16 protein-coding genes are annotated in these 17,857 nt (G+C 64.6%); 10 read left to right on the forward strand and 6 right to left on the reverse strand.

Annotated elements, in window-relative coordinates; translation table 11 throughout:
* The first annotated feature begins 25 nt into the window (after positions 1-25).
* Complete coding sequence (gene argB, locus H0O22_RS02435) at positions 26-910, forward strand: acetylglutamate kinase (protein ID WP_185187466.1); 885 nt, start codon at positions 26-28, stop codon at positions 908-910.
* Positions 911-2,053 carry a DUF3153 domain-containing protein gene (locus H0O22_RS02440; protein WP_185187467.1) on the forward strand — a complete coding sequence of 381 codons (1,143 nt, stop codon included), beginning with the start codon at positions 911-913 and terminating at the stop codon, positions 2,051-2,053.
* Here the strand turns inward: H0O22_RS02440 and priA are convergent.
* The gene (gene priA / locus H0O22_RS02445; RefSeq protein ID WP_185187468.1) at positions 2,050-4,311 is read right to left on the reverse strand and encodes a primosomal protein N'; all 2,262 of its coding nucleotides are present in this window, start codon (positions 4,309-4,311) and stop codon (positions 2,050-2,052) included. The two genes, H0O22_RS02440 and priA, sit on opposite strands and share 4 nt — an antisense overlap.
* A gap of 455 nt (positions 4,312-4,766) precedes the next feature.
* Here priA and rpoD point away from each other — a divergent pair, with 455 nt between their 5' ends.
* The 7 genes from rpoD (at position 4,767) to H0O22_RS02480 (ending at position 13,208) form a co-directional block, all read left to right on the forward strand.
* Positions 4,767-6,176 carry an RNA polymerase sigma factor RpoD gene (rpoD, locus tag H0O22_RS02450; protein ID WP_185187469.1) on the forward strand — a complete coding sequence of 470 codons (1,410 nt, stop codon included), beginning with the start codon at positions 4,767-4,769 and terminating at the stop codon, positions 6,174-6,176.
* Positions 6,177-6,256: 80 nt separating this feature from the next.
* Positions 6,257-7,357, forward strand: coding sequence for a glycosyltransferase family 2 protein (locus tag H0O22_RS02455; RefSeq protein WP_185187470.1), 1,101 nt, complete (start codon positions 6,257-6,259; stop codon positions 7,355-7,357).
* Between the two features lie 2 nt (positions 7,358-7,359).
* A complete protein-coding gene (locus H0O22_RS02460) occupies positions 7,360-9,126 on the forward strand; it encodes a glycosyltransferase family 39 protein (RefSeq protein WP_255439424.1) in 1,767 nt (588 codons plus the stop codon).
* A gap of 5 nt (positions 9,127-9,131) precedes the next feature.
* On the forward strand, positions 9,132-9,800 hold the full coding sequence (locus H0O22_RS02465) for a phosphatase PAP2 family protein (protein ID WP_255439425.1): 669 nt from the start codon (positions 9,132-9,134) through the stop codon (positions 9,798-9,800).
* The gene (locus H0O22_RS02470; RefSeq protein ID WP_185187472.1) at positions 9,793-10,200 is read left to right on the forward strand and encodes a DUF1824 family protein; all 408 of its coding nucleotides are present in this window, start codon (positions 9,793-9,795) and stop codon (positions 10,198-10,200) included. Before H0O22_RS02465 ends, H0O22_RS02470 begins: the two co-directional genes overlap by 8 nt.
* Positions 10,201-10,294: 94 nt before the next feature.
* Complete coding sequence (gene hemC, locus H0O22_RS02475) at positions 10,295-11,248, forward strand: hydroxymethylbilane synthase (protein WP_185187473.1); 954 nt, start codon at positions 10,295-10,297, stop codon at positions 11,246-11,248.
* The gene (locus H0O22_RS02480; RefSeq protein ID WP_255439426.1) at positions 11,223-13,208 is read left to right on the forward strand and encodes a chloride channel protein; all 1,986 of its coding nucleotides are present in this window, start codon (positions 11,223-11,225) and stop codon (positions 13,206-13,208) included. Before hemC ends, H0O22_RS02480 begins: the two co-directional genes overlap by 26 nt.
* 45 nt (positions 13,209-13,253) lie before the next feature.
* Here the strand turns inward: H0O22_RS02480 and H0O22_RS02485 are convergent, their stop codons facing one another.
* From H0O22_RS02485 to H0O22_RS02500, 4 genes are read right to left on the reverse strand one after another with little or no spacing between them, the layout of a single operon-like run.
* Complete coding sequence (locus tag H0O22_RS02485; protein ID WP_185188243.1) at positions 13,254-13,841, reverse strand: inorganic diphosphatase; 588 nt, start codon at positions 13,839-13,841, stop codon at positions 13,254-13,256.
* A gap of 56 nt (positions 13,842-13,897) precedes the next feature.
* Positions 13,898-14,908 (reverse strand): LOG family protein, encoded by a 1,011-nt coding sequence (locus H0O22_RS02490; protein ID WP_185187474.1) that lies wholly within the window; start codon positions 14,906-14,908, stop codon positions 13,898-13,900.
* A gap of 54 nt (positions 14,909-14,962) precedes the next feature.
* A complete protein-coding gene (locus H0O22_RS02495; RefSeq protein ID WP_185187475.1) occupies positions 14,963-16,492 on the reverse strand; it encodes a carboxypeptidase M32 in 1,530 nt (509 codons plus the stop codon).
* A gap of 40 nt (positions 16,493-16,532) precedes the next feature.
* Positions 16,533-16,934: an OsmC family protein gene (locus H0O22_RS02500; RefSeq protein ID WP_185187476.1), complete on the reverse strand. Its 402-nt coding sequence runs from the start codon at positions 16,932-16,934 to the stop codon at positions 16,533-16,535.
* 52 nt (positions 16,935-16,986) lie between these two features.
* On the opposite strand from H0O22_RS02500, the gene H0O22_RS02505 reads away from it, so the two are divergent.
* Positions 16,987-17,427: a DUF2721 domain-containing protein gene (locus tag H0O22_RS02505; protein ID WP_370521463.1), complete on the forward strand. Its 441-nt coding sequence runs from the start codon at positions 16,987-16,989 to the stop codon at positions 17,425-17,427.
* Here H0O22_RS02505 and H0O22_RS02510 read toward each other — a convergent pair.
* On the reverse strand, positions 17,398-17,823 hold the full coding sequence (locus H0O22_RS02510) for a thiol-disulfide oxidoreductase DCC family protein (protein WP_185187477.1): 426 nt from the start codon (positions 17,821-17,823) through the stop codon (positions 17,398-17,400). The two genes, H0O22_RS02505 and H0O22_RS02510, sit on opposite strands and share 30 nt — an antisense overlap.
* Positions 17,824-17,857 lie beyond the last annotated feature (34 nt).

A 17,857-nucleotide genomic window follows, 5' to 3' on the forward strand; every position in this document is an offset into this window, starting at 1 on the left:
CCATTGTTCGACCGCCGTCCCTCCCTTGCGCGAACGTCCTGCTGATCGCACCGACGCCTTGCGGGTGTCGGTGCTGAGTGAAGCCCTCCCCTACATCCAGCGTTTCTCCGGCCGCCGCGTCGTCGTCAAATACGGCGGTGCGGCCATGGTCCGTGAAGACCTGCGGGATGCGGTCTATCGCGATTTGGTGCTTCTGGCTTCGGTTGGGGTGAAGCCCGTGGTGGTCCACGGCGGTGGGCCTGAAATCAATGAGTGGTTGGGGCGCCTGAACATTGAGCCCCAGTTCCGCAATGGCCTTCGGGTGACCTGCCCGGACACCATGGATGTGGTGGAGATGGTCCTGGTGGGCCGGGTCAATAAGCAAATCGTCAATGGCTTGAACCGCCTGGGTGCTCGGGCCGTGGGCCTCTCTGGCAGCGATGGACCGTTGGTGCGGGCGCGCACCTATGGCGATGGGGCCAATGGCCTCGTTGGCGATGTGGCTGCGGTGGATCCCTCGGTGCTCTTCCCGCTGTTGGACGCTGGCTACATCCCCGTCATCTCCTCGGTGGCCGCCGATGGGGAGGGCCAGGCCCACAACATCAATGCCGACACCGTGGCCGGCGAGTTGGCTGCGGCCTTGGAAGCGGAGAAGTTGATCCTGCTGACCGATACCCCAGGCATCCTTCGCGACCGGGAGGATCCCAGCTCCTTGATTCGCTCCGTCAGCCTCTCCGGGGCCCGCGAGCTGATCAGCTCCGGGGTGGTGGCCGGGGGCATGACCCCGAAGACTGAGTGCTGCATTCGCGCCCTCGCCCAGGGCGTCGCCGCCGCCCATATCGTCGATGGACGCACCCCCCACGCGCTGCTGCTGGAGGTGTTCACCGATGCAGGCGTCGGCACGATGGTCACGGGCCGCTCCAACTTCTAGGTGCCGGTGGAGGACCCCAGCTCAGAGCCGGCGGCGGATCCCGCGGCGCTGCTGCCGGCCCGCGCTGCCCTGGAGCGGGGGGACTACGGCAGTTGCGAGCGCTTGCTGACCCCGTTGCTGGAGGCCCATGGGCCGGTGACCCCGTTTGGCGGGGAAGTGCGCCTGCTCCTAGCCACGGCCCAGTTGGGACGTGGGGACCATCAGGCCGCGGCGGTGACCTGCCGAAGCCTGCGGGCCTGCCGCGATGCCACCCTGCGCGCCCAGGCCAAGGGGTTGCAGGAGATTCTGGATGCTCCGGCTCTGGTCAGGCCAAGGGAGTGGTCCATGACCCTCCCGAGCCTTGGCGAGATGAAGCCGCTTGAGGGCGAGCTCAAGGCCATGGCCCGGCAACGGCGCCGCCGCCGGCGTCCCCCTGAGCCACCGCCGCCGCCCACCGGACCCACCCAGGCACCGATTGGTTTTGCCGTGGTGGCGGTCCTGCTGCTGCTGATCACCGCGTTGCTCGGGGGCTGCGTTGACCTGGAGACCCAGCTCCACTTCCCGGCCCCGGGCCGTTTGCAATTTGAGCAACGCAGCCAGTCGTTGACCGATCAGCCCCTCCCCTGGCAGGCCCAGCTGCGCCAGACGCTTCGCGGCCGGTCCCTGAAGGTGCATCAAGACCACGGTCTCCTGGAGGTGCGCTCGCCGGTTTTGCCGGCTGCTCAAGCCCTGCGGCTCCTTGAGGACAGCCTTGCCCAGGGTGCCGAGCTGGCCAATCTCGAACTCCCCGCCCCCGAGTTGCAGTTCAGCGAGCGCAACTGGTTGATCGGGGTCCGCCAGCAGCTTGTTCTTCGCCTGGATCTGGAGACGCTGCAACCGCTTCCCGGCCTGAAGCTGAGCGTCGACCTGGAGCCCATGGCCCTGCGCGCGATCCAGGCCTCGGGGCCGATTCCCGCCCAAGCCCTTCGCCGCGCCAAAGACGAGCCCGAGGCTGTCCGCTGGCGCCTGCAGCCTGGCTCCGTGAACACCCTCCACCTCTCCTGTTGGCGCTGGAGCAAGCTCGGCTTGGGCAGTGTTGCGATCACGCTCCTGCTCCTCCTTGTGGCCTTGCTGCAGCGGCTGCGTCTGGCCGCTGGCTTTGGCTTGCCTCAGCTCCCGGCCTAGAGCTCGAGGGGGTCGGGATCGATGGCCAGGCTGACGTCCGCGGGTAAGAGCGCCCTGAGCTCGGTTTCCATCGGTAGCGGCAGATCGGAGCCGGCCGGTCCATGTAGCAGCAATTGCCAGCGGCTATTGCCGGCCACCCGTGCCACAGGTGCCGGTGCCGGTCCGATCAACAGCCAGCCGTCTTGCATCAGTCGGGTACGCAGGTGTTCGGCGAGGCTGGAGGCCGCGGTCGCCGTTCGGCTGGCGGAGGGCCCGGCGAGTCGCAGCAGGCAGGCCCGGCTGAAGGGGACGAGCGAGGCGGCCTCGCGCTGCTGGAGTTCCTCGCCCAAGAAGGCCTCGTAGCGGCCATCGACCAGATGCCGAATCACCGGGTGTTCGGGGCTGTAGGTCTGCACGAGAACTTCCCCCGGCCGATCGCCGCGTCCCGCACGGCCCGCCAGTTGCAGCAGCAGCTGCAGGCTTTCCTCGGCGGCCCGGAGATCCGGGCGATGCAGCAGGCCGTCGGCCGCCAGCACGGCCGCCAGGGTGACTCGCGGCAGATCCATGCCCTTGGCCAGCATCTGCGTACCGATCAAGACATCGGCCTCTCCGCGGGCAAACCGCTCCAGGAGTTGACGGTGACCGTCCCGTCCGCGGGTGGTGTCCCGGTCGAAGCGCAACAGGCGCAGGTCCTCCAGTTCGTCCGAGAGGTGCTCGAGCACCTGCTGGGTGCCAGCGCCGAAGGGTTTGAAGGCCGTCGAGCGGCACTTTCCGCAGCGGCGTTCGATTTCGGCGCGATGGTCGCACCAATGGCAGCGGAGCCAGGAGCGCTCCAGCTGGCGGTGGACGGTGAGAGCGACATCGCAGTGGGGGCACTGCACCACCTCACCGCAGCTGCGGCAACTCAAAAAGCTGCTGTAACCCCGGCGTGGCACCAGAACGACGGCCTGCTCGCCCCGTTCTTTGAGGGTTTGCAGGCGATCCATCAAGGGCCGACTGACGAGTCGGCGATGCCCCTCCGCCAGTTCCTGCCGCATGTCCACCACCAGAACCGGGGGAAGCACACTTGTGCCAATCCGCTTGGGTAATCGCACCAACTGGCAGTCCGCGTGGGGGCCCTGGCAGGCCCGCCAGGTTTCGAGGCTCGGAGTGGCACTGCCCAGGATCAACGTGGCACCGCAGCTCTGGGCCCGCAGCCGCGCGACGTCCCGCGCGTGATAACAGGGCATGGGGCTGTCCTGCTTGTAGGAGCGGTCATGTTCCTCATCGAGCACCACCAAGCCCAGTTGGCGCAGGGGCAAGAAGATCGCTGAGCGGGTGCCCACCACCAGCAGTGGTTTCTCGCTGTTGAGACAGCGGCGCCAGGTCCGAATCCGTGCGCCATCGCTGCAACCGGAGTGGTACTCGGCCACCGCGTCGCCAAAGCGGGCCCGGCTGCGATCCAACAGTTGGGGGATGAGGCCAATCTCGGGGGTCAACAACAACACGGAACGACCCGCCTTGAGGGCCTGGGCTGCCGCCTGGAGATAGACCTCCGTTTTGCCGGCTCCCGTGACGCCCCACAGCAGGAGTCGGCTGCCGGGTTCCGCCTGCTCAATCGCGTCGAGGGCCAGGGCCTGATCCGCCGTGAGCGCTTTCGGGAGGGCGTCCTCGGGTCGGTGGATGGTTGCCGGGGCCGTTGCGCCGTGAAAAAGGCGCCGTTCGCGCCGGAGGGTTCCCCGGCGCAGCAGGGTGTCGCTGATGGATCGGCTGACCTGCGCGGCCTCGAGGGCCTGGCTTTGCCAGCACTGACCCCCCTTCTCCTGGAGGACCTGCAGCAGACGGATCTGTCCCTTGCTCCAGCTGGCGAGCTCCTCCTCCGTGGGCGGTTGGATCAACTCGAGCCACAGTTGCTCCCTGGAGCGTTCTGGGGCGGAGCTGGCCCGTTGTCCCAGCCAGCCGGGCGGCAGGACCGCCTTCAGTGTTCGAAAGGAGGTGGTGCGGCACTGCTGCGCAACCGTCTCAATCAGGCTCTGCCAATGCGGTTCAACCGCGGCCTGCTGGTGGATTGCTTCAATCGGTTGCAGGGCTTTGCCGTCCAGGGCTGATGGGACCTGATCGAGCAGTTCCACCACCAGTCCAACGTGGCGGCGGCCCCGGAGTCGAATCTGCACCAGATCACCTGGGGCGCAGGGGAGTTGCCGGGGATTGCCGTAGGTGAAAACCTGTCCTTCACGGCCTGCCTCGAGCCAGACCTGGACCCAGGAGCCCTGGGCAGCAGCTGAGGCGGAGACGGTCAATCTTGCAAAGCTCTTGGGAGTTTCTTAAGCTGAGTCTGTTGAGCAGTCCATATGGCTGCAGTCGGAACCAGGCAAAGTTCCGTCCAGCGGGAAGATCTTGAGGACAGCCAGCTCTGCTGCGCGCCCGATCTGCGAGCCCCCCTGACAGCCTTGCCGGGCTTCTGGCCCCGTTCCGTAACCCTGTTTTAAACCCTCAGTCCCTGCCGATTTTTCGGCATCAGAGCTGAGTCCGCCGACACCTCCCCGTCAATCGCCCACGGGTGCTCACGCTTTAACGGTGTGAGTGCTGACTTGGTTAGCTCCTCAGTCTGAGCCAAGTTGATTGTTGGTTTGTCCTCTGCCGCTTGCGCGGTTCAGACACCCGGAGTTCGTCTGCCGTCAGGCCTGGATCCATTTCCCCCCGGGGACGATCCATCTGATTTGCCTTCCGCCTCAACTTCATCTAGCCGAACGCGATGAGTCCTGCTGCTGCGACCAAAAAGTCAGCGACCACCAAGACCGCTTCGAAAGCATCAGCGACGGCGGAGAAGCCCTCTGATGAGATTCTCACCGTGGCGAACGCCTCTGGTGACTCCGTCAAGGTGACGAAGGCCAAGGCCACCAGTAAGACCAAGAAAGAAACCGAGGCCGCCAATAAGGTCGCTCCGACCAAGGCCAAGGCCACCAGCACAAAGGCCAAGGCCTCCTCCACGAAGGCTGCCGCCAGTAAGAAGAGCACCACGACCAAGGCGGCCTCTACTAAAGCGGCAGCCTCTAAAGCCGCTGGAAAGAAAGCGGCTTCAGCCGATCTCGACAAGGCTGCTGATCAACTGCTGGCCGCCGCGGGTAAAGCTCCTGCCGCCGATGCCAAGGCGTCGGAGAAGGACGCGGCCAAGACCGCCAAGGCCCTGGCCAGCATCAAGATCGGTCCGAAGGGCGTCTACACCGAAGACTCGATCCGGGTTTACCTCCAGGAGATCGGTCGCATCCGCCTGCTGCGGCCTGATGAAGAGATTGAGCTGGCCCGCAAAATTGCCGACCTGCTTCAGCTGGAAGAACTGGCGAACCAGTTCGAAGCCGACAACGGCCACTACCCCGACACCAAGGAGTGGGCGGCCCTGGTCGAGATGCCCCTGGTGAAGTTCCGCCGGCGCCTGATGCTCGGCCGGCGCGCCAAGGAAAAAATGGTGCAATCAAACCTCCGCCTGGTGGTTTCGATTGCCAAGAAGTACATGAACCGGGGCCTGAGCTTCCAGGACCTGATTCAGGAAGGCTCCCTCGGCTTGATTCGTGCCGCGGAGAAGTTTGACCACGAGAAGGGCTACAAGTTCTCGACCTACGCCACCTGGTGGATTCGTCAGGCGATTACCCGCGCGATTGCGGACCAGTCCCGCACCATTCGTCTCCCGGTGCACCTCTACGAGACGATTTCTCGAATCAAGAAGACCACCAAGACGCTTTCCCAGGAGTTCGGCCGTAAGCCGACCGAAGAGGAAATTGCTGAGTCGATGGAGATGACCATCGAGAAGCTCCGCTTCATTGCCAAGAGCGCTCAGCTGCCGATTTCCCTGGAAACCCCGATCGGTAAGGAAGAGGACTCCCGCCTCGGTGACTTCATCGAAGCCGATATCGAAAACCCTGAGCAAGATGTTGCCAAGAACTTGCTCCGGGAGGACCTCGAGGGCGTGCTGGCGACCCTGAGCCCCCGCGAACGCGATGTGCTCCGCCTGCGCTACGGCCTTGATGACGGTCGGATGAAGACCCTCGAAGAGATTGGTCAGATCTTCGATGTGACCCGTGAGCGGATCCGTCAGATCGAAGCCAAGGCTCTGCGCAAACTGCGGCACCCCAACCGCAACGGCGTGCTCAAGGAGTACATCAAGTAACCAAGCCGTTGGCTTTCGCCCAAGCGGTTTAAGGTTCAGGCGCCGGCGGGATTTCCCGCCGGCTTTGTCTTGAGGATTCCATGGGCTTGCGGGTCTCGATTGTTCTGCCCACGTACAACGAACGGGGCAATATCGAGCCGCTCTTGGCCCAACTGCTTCCCCTCGGTGAGCAGTGGGACCTGGAACTTTTGGTCGTTGACGACGATTCCGCCGATGGGACCGCCGAGCTGGTGCGTCAGCTCGCCCACAACGAGCCGCGGCTGCGCCTGATCCGCCGGGTTGGTCGCTCCGGTTTGGCCAGCGCGATCAAAGAGGGATTGCTGGATGCCACCGGCGATCTGGTGCTGGTGATGGATAGCGATGGTCAGCACGAGCCGGGATCGGTTCGCCGCGCCATCGAAACCCTGGAAGCCGGCGGCTCCGATCTGGTCATCGGCAGCCGCTTCCACCCGGAGGCCCAGATCCTGGGGTTGAGTGACCGCCGTGAGACCGGTTCCACTTGGGCGAATGCCAGTGCCCGCTTCAGCCTGCCGAAGCGCTACGCCCATCTCACGGATTACATGAGCGGCTTCTTTGCCCTGCGCTTAGAGCCCCTGCTGCCTTTGATCCGGGGTGTGGATGTCAATGGTTTCAAGTTCCTCTACGAACTCCTGGCCGTTAGCCGTGGGCGCTTGAGCACCGCGGAGGTGCCCCTCACCTTCCAACCCCGCACCTATGGCAGCTCCAAGTTGGATCTGGCCATCTTTTGGGATTTTTTGATTTCGATCCTCCACAGCCTGAGCTTCCGCCTGTTGCCCCGGCGCGCCATCAGCTTTGGGTTGGTCGGCTTGAGCGGCGTTGCGGTGCAGCTGCTCATCACGCAGCTCTTCATGGCCCTGTGGGGCCTGGGCTTTGAGCAGGCATTGCCGATTGGCGTCATCTCGGCCGCCAGTTCCAACTATCTGATTAACAATGCCCTGACCTTCCGCTTTGCACGCCTGAAGGGTGTGCTGCTCCTGCGCGGTCTGCTCAAGTTCCTACTGGTGGCCTCCTTGCCGGTGATGGCGAATGTGGGGCTGGCCTCGGCGTACTACAGCCTGATCGCCCCGAATGCCTTCTGGGCGCAGCTGGCCGGGATCGTTGTGGTGTTCGTCTGGAACTACGCCGCCAGCAGCCGCTTCGTTTGGAATACCCCCAACTAGTGATGCAGCGGCTCAGAACCTGGCTGGACGCCAACCCTTCCCGCGCCCTCGCTGCGGCCTTAGCAGCCCTCTTGGGCCTTTGCTTGCTGGCCTTTTTTAACCAGTTGGGCAGCCTGGGTCTGCTCGATAAAACCGAAGGACTCTTTGTCGAGGTGCCGCGCCAGATGGTCTTGAGCGGTGACTGGGTCACCCCCCGCTGGAACGGCGAGACCTTTTTCGACTACCCCGTCTGGGGGTACTGGATGGTCGGCCTCAGCTTCCAGGTGTTCGGCATCAGTGAATGGTCGGCCCGATTGCCGGCGGCCCTGGCGGCCACTGCCGTGGTCTTTGCGCTCTTTGGCCTGTTGCTTGCCCTCGCGCCTGCCCAGGAGTCCGTCAGTGATCGCTTTGGACGGGCCACCCTCTGCGCTGGCCTCTTGGCCCTGAGTCCCGGTTGGGTCGGCTGGGGCCGCTCCTCGGTCACCGACATGTTTTTGGCGAGTGGGATCAGCCTGGCCTTGCTGGGTTTCGCGTTGGCCTACTGGCGCCGGGACCGGCCTTGGCTGCGCCAGCTCGGACATGTCGCCCTGGCGCTCTTCTGCGGTGTCGCGGTCTTGGCGAAGGGGCCCGTGGGTTTGCTCTTACCCGGCCTCGTGATCATTGGCTTTCTGCTGTTGCGCCGTGATCTCTGGCCTGAGGTCCGTCAGACCCCATGGCTGCCGCTGCTGTCCCTCTTCATCGGCGTCACCCTCCCTTGGTATGCGGCTGCGACCCAGGTGAACGGCTTCAACTTCCTGGCGCGCTTCATCGGTTTCAGCAACCTGGAGCGTTTCACCTCCGTCATCTACGCCCACCCCGGTCCTCCGTGGTTCTATCTGCCTTGGCTACTGCTCTTGGCGCTGCCCTGGTCGCTTTATCTCCCCGCGGCGATTCTTGATCTACAGGTCTGGGCTCCCCAGCGCTGGCACCGCGCCGATGGGGGATCAGCCCTGGCGCAATTGGCGCTGATTTGGCTGGTCGTTGTTGTGGGCTTCTTCTCGGCGGCAGCCACCAAATTGCCCGGCTACATCCTTCCGGTTGTTCCCGGTGCGGCCCTACTCGTGGGACTGTTCTTCGCCCCCCTTTCGGCCCGTCCGCCCCGGGCCCTTTGGTTGGACCGACTGCAGCGCGGCAGCGGCTGGTTCAACGCGCTGTTGCTGGGAGCGATGGCGTTGGCGGCGGTGCTTGCCCCGCGGCTGATCGAGGTGGACCCCTCCTACCCGGGCTTTGCTGGTGCGATTGCGCGCTCAGGTTTGCCCTGGCTGCTGGCCCTGCCCCTTGCCGCGGCTTGCGCAGGCTTGATCGTCGTGCTGCGGGACGCGAATCCGGAGGCGCTGCGATGGTTGTGGCTCCCCAACACGGCTGGCTTCGCGGCGGTCTTGGCCCTGGTGATTCCGGTCTTGGCGCCCTTGATGGATCGCGAGCGCCTCTTGCCCATTCGCGTCTTGGCGCGTCAGGCCGCTGCGGCTGCGCAGCCCGGAGAGCCGCTGCTCGTGGCGGGCTACAAGCGCTACAGCGTCGTCTTCTACAGCGGCCGGCCTGTGCTGTTTGTCCACGATGCCCGCTCCGCCCTCGAGCAACTGGAGGCGCAAGCCAATCCAGCCGGATCGGTCCTGGTCTTGGGGTCCGATCGGGAGCTCCTGGACCTTGGCGTGGGACCGGGTGATGCGGAACTCCTCGGTCGTTTGGATGCCCACCGCTTGATCAGACTGGACCGCAGCACCCTCGATCAGTTGAGCGAAAGACCTTGATCGCCATGCCCCCTGTTGTTCGCGAGTGGCTGTACGTTCTCGGCCGTCGGCGCCTGTTCATCGCTCTGGCCATCGCGGCGGTGCTGCTGGTGGCGGGTCCCAGCCTCAAAGCCAATGCTCCGGATTCCTGGGATCGCGCCCTGCTGGATGGCCTGCATCAGCAGATCCCGGAGTGGTTGGGGCAGCTGTTGCTTGTGGTTTATCAAGCCAGCGGTGTGCACGTGACCGCCGTGCTCGTGTTGGCTGTCCTTGGCTTTCTGGCCTTCAAGCGGTTTTGGCCTGATTTGGTCTGCCTGGTGGCGGGAACCGGCGGGATCTTGGTGATCGTGGATCGTCTTCTGAAGCCCTGGTTCGATCGCCCGCGGCCCGACGCCAGTCTGCTGGAGCTGAGTGGCCGCAGCTTCCCCAGTGGCCATGCCGCTGGCTCGGTGGTCTTTTACTTAATGAGCTGCACCCTGCTGGCCGCCCACTATCCGCGGTTGCGCAGGCCCCTCTTTGTTCTCTCCAGCCTCTGGGTCGCCCTGGTTTGGCTGAGCACGCTCTACTGCCGAGCCCACTGGCCGAGCGACATCCTGGCGGGGGCGGCAGTCGGTTATGTGTGGCTCAGCTTCTGCCTTGCGGGGTTCACCGTCTGGGAGCGGCACCATTCCCATCCTTCCTCGTCCCATGGCTGATGCCCCCTCACTGCTGGCTTCGCTGAAGGGACTCCGTTCAGCCCCCACCTTGTCCGCCGCTGAGCAGGGCCAGCTGGCCGACGAGCTGATGGCGGCGCTGGCCACCTGCGAGTGGTTCACCGTCGGTGTGATGGCCCCCTCCGCCGCGGTCGCCGTTGCGAGCCTGCGGGCCCTGGAGACGCGGCTCTCTTGGGAGGCCCTGGAACTGGATCCCTCAGGGGAAGAGCTGGCCTCCATCGAGGGTCCGGTCTTCCTCAAGGCCAACCAGAACAATGGCCGCTTCTTGGTGCGCCGCGAGAGTGGCCTCGGCGAAGGCCTGCTCATCACCGGCCATAACCCCGTCGATCCCAGTGCTGAGGACACCTGGGGCCCCCTGCCCTTGGGCTTGTTCGACGACTGATCACGACTTTTGGGCCTTTGGCCTGGATGGGCACTTCACTCCCTAGGCTTGGCGGCTGTGATTCGGCGGCCCTTTGCTGCCTTGATGCATTCCGATGGCTGGTTCCCAACTGCGTATTGCTTCCCGTCGCAGCCAGCTGGCCATGGTCCAGACCCATTGGGTGCGTGACGAGCTAGCTAAGGCCCACGACGGCTTGGAGATCACCATCGAAGCGATGGCCACCCAGGGGGACAAGATCCTCGATGTGGCGCTGGCCAAGATCGGTGACAAGGGCCTGTTCACCAAGGAGCTTGAGGCTCAGATGCTGGTGGACCGTGCGGACATCGCCGTCCACAGCCTGAAGGATCTCCCCACCAACCTGCCCGAGGGCTTGATGCTGGGCTGCATCACCGAGCGGGAAGATCCCGCCGATGCCCTGGTGGTGCACGAGAAGCACAAGGACAAAACCCTCGCGACCCTGCCGGAAGGCGCCGTGGTGGGCACCAGCTCCCTGCGTCGTTTGGCCCAGCTGCGCCACCACTTCCCCCACCTCACCTTCAAAGATGTGCGGGGCAATGTGATCACCCGCCTGGAGAAGCTCGATTCCGGTGAGTTCGATTGCCTGATCCTTGCTGCCGCCGGCTTGGGCCGCCTCGGCCTGGGGGATCGCATCCATGAATTGATCGATCCGTCCATCTCGCTCCATGCCGTCGGCCAGGGTGCTCTGGGCATCGAGTGCCGTGATGGCGACGCCAAGGTCCTGGAGCAGATCAAGGTGCTCGAGCATGTCCCCACCGCCCGCCGCTGCCTGGCGGAGCGCGCGTTCCTGCGGGAACTGGAGGGCGGTTGCCAGGTGCCCATCGGCGTCAATACCCGTTTTGAGGGTGACGATCTGGTGCTGACCGGCATGGTCGCCAGCCTCGATGGCAAGCGTCTGATCCGTGATCAGGTCCAGGGTGATCAAACCAACCCCGAAGCCCTCGGGATTGACTTGGCCAACAAACTGAAGGCCCAGGGAGCAGGAGAGATCCTGGAGGAGATCTTTGCAACCGTTCGGCCCGAGGCCTGACACCCCCCCGGAAGGGGCCGAGTTGGATGAGGCTCGGCCCCTTCCTTTTCAGTGGAGCCTCCTGGCATGGGCCGCCCTGGTTGGTGCCCTGACGGGCCTCGCGGTTGTTGGCTTCCATGAGCTACTAGGCCTGATCAACAACGGCTTGTTTGGTCCTGCCGTGTCCTGGGCGCTGGCCCTGGTGGGCCAGGCGCAACCAGAGCCGCCACCCCTTCCGGTGGAACCCTTACCGGTGGAAAGCGGCACGCCGTTGCGAGCTTTGCTGCAGCTCGGTTTGGGGGGCGTGGGCTTTTTGCCTGATCAGGCCCCCGCGGTCCCGGATCCAGTCCCGGCCCTGGCTGGAGATCTCCCCCTCTGGTTGGCTTCTTGGCCCGTGGTGCTCATGCCACTTCTCGGTGGGCTGGGGGTCGGTGTGTTGCGGCTCTGGTCGAAGGATTTGGGACCAGGCTTACCGAGCTTGATGGCGATGGCCGATGGGGCCGTTCAGGCGAACCCGAAGCTGCCCTTTCAACGCCTGCTTGGGGCGTCCTTGAGCTTGGGGAGTGGAGCGTCCCTTGGGCCTGAGGGGCCGAGCGTGGAGAGCGGCGGCAACATTGGCCTCTGGCTCGGCATGCGTGGTGGTCTGCCGCCGGAGTCCCAGAAGGCATTGGTGGCCGCCGGTGTTGCGGCGGGTTTGGCGGCGGGCTTCAAGGCACCCATCGCCGGGGTCTTTTTCGCCTTTGAGGGCAGTTACAGCACCATCCCAGGGCGTCCCAGCATCCGTGCGGTCTTGGTGGCGGCCGTGGCCTCCGCCCTGGTCACCCAGCTCTGCTTGGGCAGTGATCCGATCTTCCGGTTGCCGGCCTACGAGGTGCGCTCCCCCCTCGAGTTGCCCCTGTATCTGGGACTGGGGTTGTTGGCCAGTGGTGTCTCCCTCGCCCTGCTGCGCCTGCTGGCGGCCGGCCGCAGTCCGCGCGTCCAGCGCTGGCTGGGCCTGCTGCCCCCATGGCTGCTGCCCGGGGTTGGCGGTCTGGCCATCGGTCTGTTGGCCTTGGGCTTCCCCCAGGTGCTGGGGGTCGGTTACGACACGATTGAGGCCCTCTTGGGGAGCGGCGGTGGGATCGCCCTGCTGACCCTGGTGGGCCTGCTCTTGGTGAAGCTCGTGGCCACCGCCTTGAGTAGTGCCACGGGATTTGTCGGCGGTGGTTTTGCGCCCTCGCTCTTTGCCGGGGCGGTCTTGGGCAATGTTTATGGCCAGCTGCTGGGAGACAGTGGCTTGGGTCTGCCGGTGGCGGAACCCCCCGCCTACGCCATGGTCGGCATGGCCGCGGTCCTGGCGGGCAGTGCCCGTGCGCCTCTGACCGCCCTGCTGCTGCTCTTTGAGCTGACCCGTGACATCCGCATCGTTTTGCCGCTCATGGCGGCAGCGGGCTTAAGTGCGGCGTTGGTGGAGCGTTGGCAGGGTCTGGCTGATCCGGGTCTGCTCGGACCGGATCTGCTTGAGGATCAGCGGCGCCAATCCCTGGCGGCCCTCCCGGTTGTGGACGCCTTTGAGCCGGAGGCCCCCTTGGTGCTGAATGCCGCGGAGTCAGCCCAGTCGGCCCTTCAGCAATTGCTTGAGGCCCACGGCCACTGCTTGATGGTCGAGCAGGAGAACTGGGTCGTGGGACTCGTGACCCTCGCTGATTTGCAGCGGGCCCTGACGGGGCTCGGGCCGGCGGTCACCCTGGCGGAGTGCCGCCGCTCCGACCTGTTGTGGCTGCCAGCATCGGCGAATCTGGCCCAGTTGGAGGATCAGCTGCGCCCCAATGGCCTGCGCCAGCTGCCGGTCTTCGACCTCAGCCTTCCGGACCTGCCCCATCTCCCGAGTGCTTTGCCCAGCAGCGGCTTGCCGGTGCAGGCTCTGCAGGGATTGGCCAGCCGCGATGGCATGGCGCGGGCCGTGGCCCGTGCCCAGTCCTTGGTTCACTCCCAGCCATGAAAAAAGCCCCCGCTTGGGGGCTTGGATGGTCGTCGAGCGCTTGGCTCAGTTGACCAGCTTGGGATCGATGACCTCCATGTAGCGGGCCTCGCACTCCTTGACAATCTTCACGGCTTCGGCGGAGTCGAAGAAGCCGTTGACGCGGCAGGTGCCGGGCTTCTTGAGGTCCTTGTAGTGCTCCCAGTAGTACTGGGTTTCCTTCAGCCAGTGCTCACCCAGTTGGGTGTAGCTGGTGATGTGGTCCATGCGCTTGTCATCGGCCAGCACGGCAATGACCTTGTCGTCGACTTCGCCGCCGTCGTCGAATTTCATGATGCCGATGATGCGGGCTTCCACCAGGGAGCCGGGCACCAGGGGCTCGGTCACACCGACGATCTCGATGTCGAGGGGGTCGCCGTCCTCATCCCAGGTGCGGGGGATGGTGCCGTAGGCGAAGGGATAGGCCAGGGAGGAATAGCCGACGCGGTCCAGCTTGAGGTGACCGGTTTCGGTGATCAGCTCGTACTTATTAATCGTGTTGCTGTTGAGCTCCACGATGGTGTTCAGCCGCAGCTCGGCTTCATCGGCAAAGGCCGGCAGCACGTGCAGCAGGTTGAGCATCGTGCGGCTTGGGGCGTGGTCGATGTTCGCCATCAGGGCAGCGGGCCTAAGGATGGCCGGCATCCTACGGAGTTCCCGGAACAGCCCTTTTAGGCGGCGAGTGCCTCGGAACTGGGTGCGTCGTTCGCCTTCTCTTCGAAGGCTTGGATCCAGGACCAGGCCTCTTGGGCTGAATCGGTGAACTGGAAGAGCTCGAGGTGCTCCTCGCGGATCAGGCCGCAGTCCGCCAGGTAGTCGAAATCAATCAGGCGCTGCCAGAAGTCCTTGCCAAAGAGGATGACGGGCATCCGCCGTTTGATGGCCGTCTGACGCAGGGTGAGCACTTCAAACAGCTCATCGAGGGTCCCGAATCCACCGGGGAAGAGAACGGCCGCGGTCGAGCGTTTAACGAAGTGGAACTTGCGCAGGGCGAAGTAGTTGAACTGAAAGCAGAGTTCTGGGCTGATGTACGGGTTGGGTACGGGTTCCCCCGGGAGCTTGATGCTGAGACCGATCGATCGCCCACCGGCGTCGAAGGCGCCCCGGTTGGCGGCCTCCATGATTCCGGGCCCTCCGCCGGTGACGATGACTTGCTTGTGGTGGCCGGCCTGCTGATCCGCTGAGACCAGGCGGCTGAATTCACGGGCGGCGTCGTAGTAGCGCGAGAACTCCAGTTGCCTCTGGCTGCGTTGGTGCTGGCGCTTCAGGGCAGGGTTGCTCGGGTCGGCGGCGAGCTCGGCTTCCGCGGCCGCCAGGCGCTGTTCGGCGTCGCTGCGCTCAATGATGTTGACCCCGCCAAAAATGATGATGGTGGAGTCGACGCCTTGGGCGTCGAGGATTTGCTGCGGTTTGGTGATCTCCAGCAGCATTCGCACACCGCGCATTTCGGCGCTGGAGAGCAGGTCTCCATCGGAGTGGGCCAGCTGATAGCTGGAGGACCGCAAGATTTGCTGGAAGTTCTCATTCACCAGGCGCTCATCTTCACTGCGCCTTCCGCCTTGGATGGCCTCAAGGTTCGTGACTTGGCTGTTAATACCCTCGATCCGCTCCCGGGATCTCAGATCGAAACTTGCCTTGCGGGGGAATTGATCGGCCATCTCTTTCTTTTCGCGCAGGCCCATCACAGCGCAACGGTCAGGGTTTGCACACCTTTGTCCCGTTTCTTTACGCAGTGCCTATGGCGTCGCGAGTCGCTCGAGCTTCCCTTGGAGGTAATGAATGAAGGGGCGATGGTCCAGCGGGCGGCCGCTGACCTGCTCCACCAGCTCCATCGCGTTGACACTGCGACCGAGTGGGTAGATCCGCTGGTTCAGCCATTGAGCGAGGGCCGCGTCTTCCCCGGCCTCGAGCAGTGCTTCGATCGGGCCGAGCTGGGTTTCGATCGTCTCGCTGATTTGGGCGCTGATGAGGTGACCGAGGGCATAGGAGGGGAAATAGCCAAACAGTCCCTCGCTCCAGTGCACGTCCTGCAGGCAGCCCTCGCGGTCCGTCTTGGGCTGGATGCCGAGGAGGTCTTGCATGCCCTGATTCCAGGCACTGGGGAGCTCCTCCACCGGTAGGCCCCCCTCGAGTAGGGCCAGCTCCAGCTCGTAGCGCAGCAGCACGTGCAGGCCGTAGCTGACCTCGTCGGCTTCGACACGGGTGAGCCCAGGGGCGATCGGATTGAGGTCACGCCAGAAGGCCTTCGGGCTGCCCCAGGTGTCTCGGCCTAGGGCTTCGCTGAAGCGGGGGTGCCAGCGTCGGGCGAGGGCTTCGCTTCGGGCTAAGCGGTTCTCGTAGAAGAGGCTCTGGCTTTCGTGAACGGCCATTGAGGTGGCTTCACCCAAGGGCCAGGGAAACCAGTGGTCACCGGTGCGCGGTAGCCCCTGCTCGTAGAGGCTGTGGCCCCATTCATGGGCGGTGGCCAAGAAGGCGGAAAAGGGCTGAGCGGTCACCACCCGGGTGGTGATCCTGAAATCATCCGGTCCGAGGGTGCTCGAGAAGGGATGGGGTGAGCGGGCACGGTGGCAGCGCTGGGCGTTGTAACCCCACTCCTGCAGCAGTTGATCGCAGAGGGTCTCCTGGGAGGACTCCGTGAGATCCCAGGGCTCACGGCTGCCCTGCGGGATCGATCGGGCTCGCTCCAGCAGGGGAGGGAGTTCCTGACGTAGCGGCAGCAGCCAGCCGGAGAGCTGCGCTTTGCTGATGTCGGGCTCAAAGGGTTGGGCCAGGATTTCCCAGGGGCTGCGCTTTTGCCCAGAGGGGTCCTGCTCCACGGGGGCCAGTTGGCGGGCCTGCTCGAGCCGCAGCTCAATCAGGGTCTTGAGGGCCGGCGCAAAACGCTCAAAGGCGTCGGCTTGTTTGGCTTCCTGCCAAAGGGCATAGCCCTGGGCTTGCGCCTGGGCGAGTTGGCCGACCAGGGCCGGGTCCAGGCGGGATTGACGCTCCCATTGCCGGCGCAGGAGCTCGAGATTGCGTTGCTGCTCCGGGTTGGCTGAACCCGCAGCTTCCGCCTCCGCCTCGGTCAGCAGATCGGCGTACTCCATCGAGGTCTGCCGGCCATGGAGTTGCAGCGCCAACAGTGCCAACTGCTCACCGCGCCAGCCCGCCGATGCCGCGGGCATGGCGGTGTTTTGGTCGAAGTAGAGCGTGCTCTGGATCCCTCCAAGCAGTTGGGTGGTGTGCAGGTGATCGCGAAGCCGTGCGTATGCCTGTCCTGCGCCCAAGGTGCTCGAGAGAACGTCCGCGAGACCCTAGGCGTTGTGCTCAGCTCCAGTGGAGCTCCATCGGAACCGCCCCTTCCAGGCTCACTTTGACGGGGCAGTTTTCGCCGGCCTTTTGCAAGATCTTCCGCGCCTTGGCATCGAGGTGGGCCGGCAATTCAATCCAGACCTCGAGCTTGGCGATCTTCCTCGGCGCTTCGCTGGTCATGACTTTCTCCACCCGGGCCGTGCACCCCTTGAGATCCCAGTCGTGCCGCTCGGCGACGATCCCCATGATCGTGAGGATGCAGGTGTTGAGCGCCGTGGCCACGAGGTCGGTGGGCGAGAAGCGCTCCCCTTGGCCTTGGTTGTCGGTTGGCGCATCGGTTTCCAGGGCTGAGCCCGATGGTCCATGGATCGAGGCACAGCGCAGTTCGCCGCTGTAGCTGCTGGTGATCTGGGTCATGGAACGGCGAGCCTGTGCGGCCAGGTTGGCAGTTCTGAATCGCTCCGCTTAGGTGGAACGGTCGACGTTGCTGACGATGGATCCCGGAGCTGGTTCACCGATGCTCGGCTTGGCCAGGGCGATTCAGCTCTCGGTGGCCCCGGTGTTTCTGCTGACGGCCATTGCCGGTCTGTTGGGTGTGATCAGCAACCGCCTGGCCAGGGTGCTGGACCGGGCCCAGCGGCTGCAGAGCGTCACGGATGAAGCAATGGATTTGGCGTTGCTCAAACGGCGCATGACGTTGCTGACCCGTGCCAGCGAGGCCGTGACTACCACCGGGGTGCTGGTGGCGGCGGTGGTCGCTGTCACCTTCATCAGCGCGATTGCGGTAATCGATCTGACGGCGATCGTCGTGCCGCTGTTTGTGGTGGCGATGGTCTCGCTGATGGTGGGGTTGTTGACGCTGCTCCTGGACGCCCGCGTCTCAGCGCGGCTGATTCGCCGTCGCTTCTAGGCGGCAGCTGCAGAGTTCATCCAGGTCAGGCCGACCGGTCAGGGCCAAGCGCCAGTGGGCCCAGAGGCCATAGGCCCAATCCGCCAACGCTCCGATGACGGGCCAGGCTGTCGGGGCGTACAACCAGCCCAGTCCGATCAGTCGATAGGCCTCGCGGAAGACTGCGACATCCTTCAGAACAGTTCCGTCCCCCTGAATGGCGTGGATGCGGCCCATGGCCTCCCGGTAGCTGATCCCTTGGTGTTGCTCAGGTCTGTAGTGGTTGTCGTTGATGTCGACAAACGCGATCCGAGCTGAGCTGGGGTGCAGCCGTTGATCCCGCTGGCGCAGGAAGTTCACTTCCCGCAGACAGAGCGGACAGCCGCCGTCGTAGAGGAGCGTGAGTTGGATGGTCATGACGTCAGCCTGAACCATCAGTCGAGCTCTCCGT

Origin of the sequence: Synechococcus sp. LTW-R (assembly GCF_014217875.1) — a bacterium.
Classification (GTDB): Bacteria; Cyanobacteriota; Cyanobacteriia; order PCC-6307; family Cyanobiaceae; genus Vulcanococcus.

Coding starts and splice junctions, on each gene's coding strand:
- rpoD (WP_185187469.1), top strand. CDS start 4,767: ATGAGTCCTGCTGCTGCGACCAAAAAGTCAGCGACCACCAAGACCGCT.
- H0O22_RS02455 (WP_185187470.1), top strand. CDS start 6,257: ATGGGCTTGCGGGTCTCGATTGTTCTGCCCACGTACAACGAACGGGGC.
- H0O22_RS02460 (WP_255439424.1), top strand. CDS start 7,360: ATGCAGCGGCTCAGAACCTGGCTGGACGCCAACCCTTCCCGCGCCCTC.
- H0O22_RS02465 (WP_255439425.1), top strand. CDS start 9,132: ATGCCCCCTGTTGTTCGCGAGTGGCTGTACGTTCTCGGCCGTCGGCGC.
- H0O22_RS02470 (WP_185187472.1), top strand. CDS start 9,793: ATGGCTGATGCCCCCTCACTGCTGGCTTCGCTGAAGGGACTCCGTTCA.
- hemC (WP_185187473.1), top strand. CDS start 10,295: ATGGCTGGTTCCCAACTGCGTATTGCTTCCCGTCGCAGCCAGCTGGCC.
- H0O22_RS02485 (WP_185188243.1), bottom strand. CDS start 13,841: ATGGCGAACATCGACCACGCCCCAAGCCGCACGATGCTCAACCTGCTG.
- H0O22_RS02490 (WP_185187474.1), bottom strand. CDS start 14,908: ATGGGCCTGCGCGAAAAGAAAGAGATGGCCGATCAATTCCCCCGCAAG.
- H0O22_RS02500 (WP_185187476.1), bottom strand. CDS start 16,934: ATGACCCAGATCACCAGCAGCTACAGCGGCGAACTGCGCTGTGCCTCG.
- H0O22_RS02510 (WP_185187477.1), bottom strand. CDS start 17,823: ATGACCATCCAACTCACGCTCCTCTACGACGGCGGCTGTCCGCTCTGT.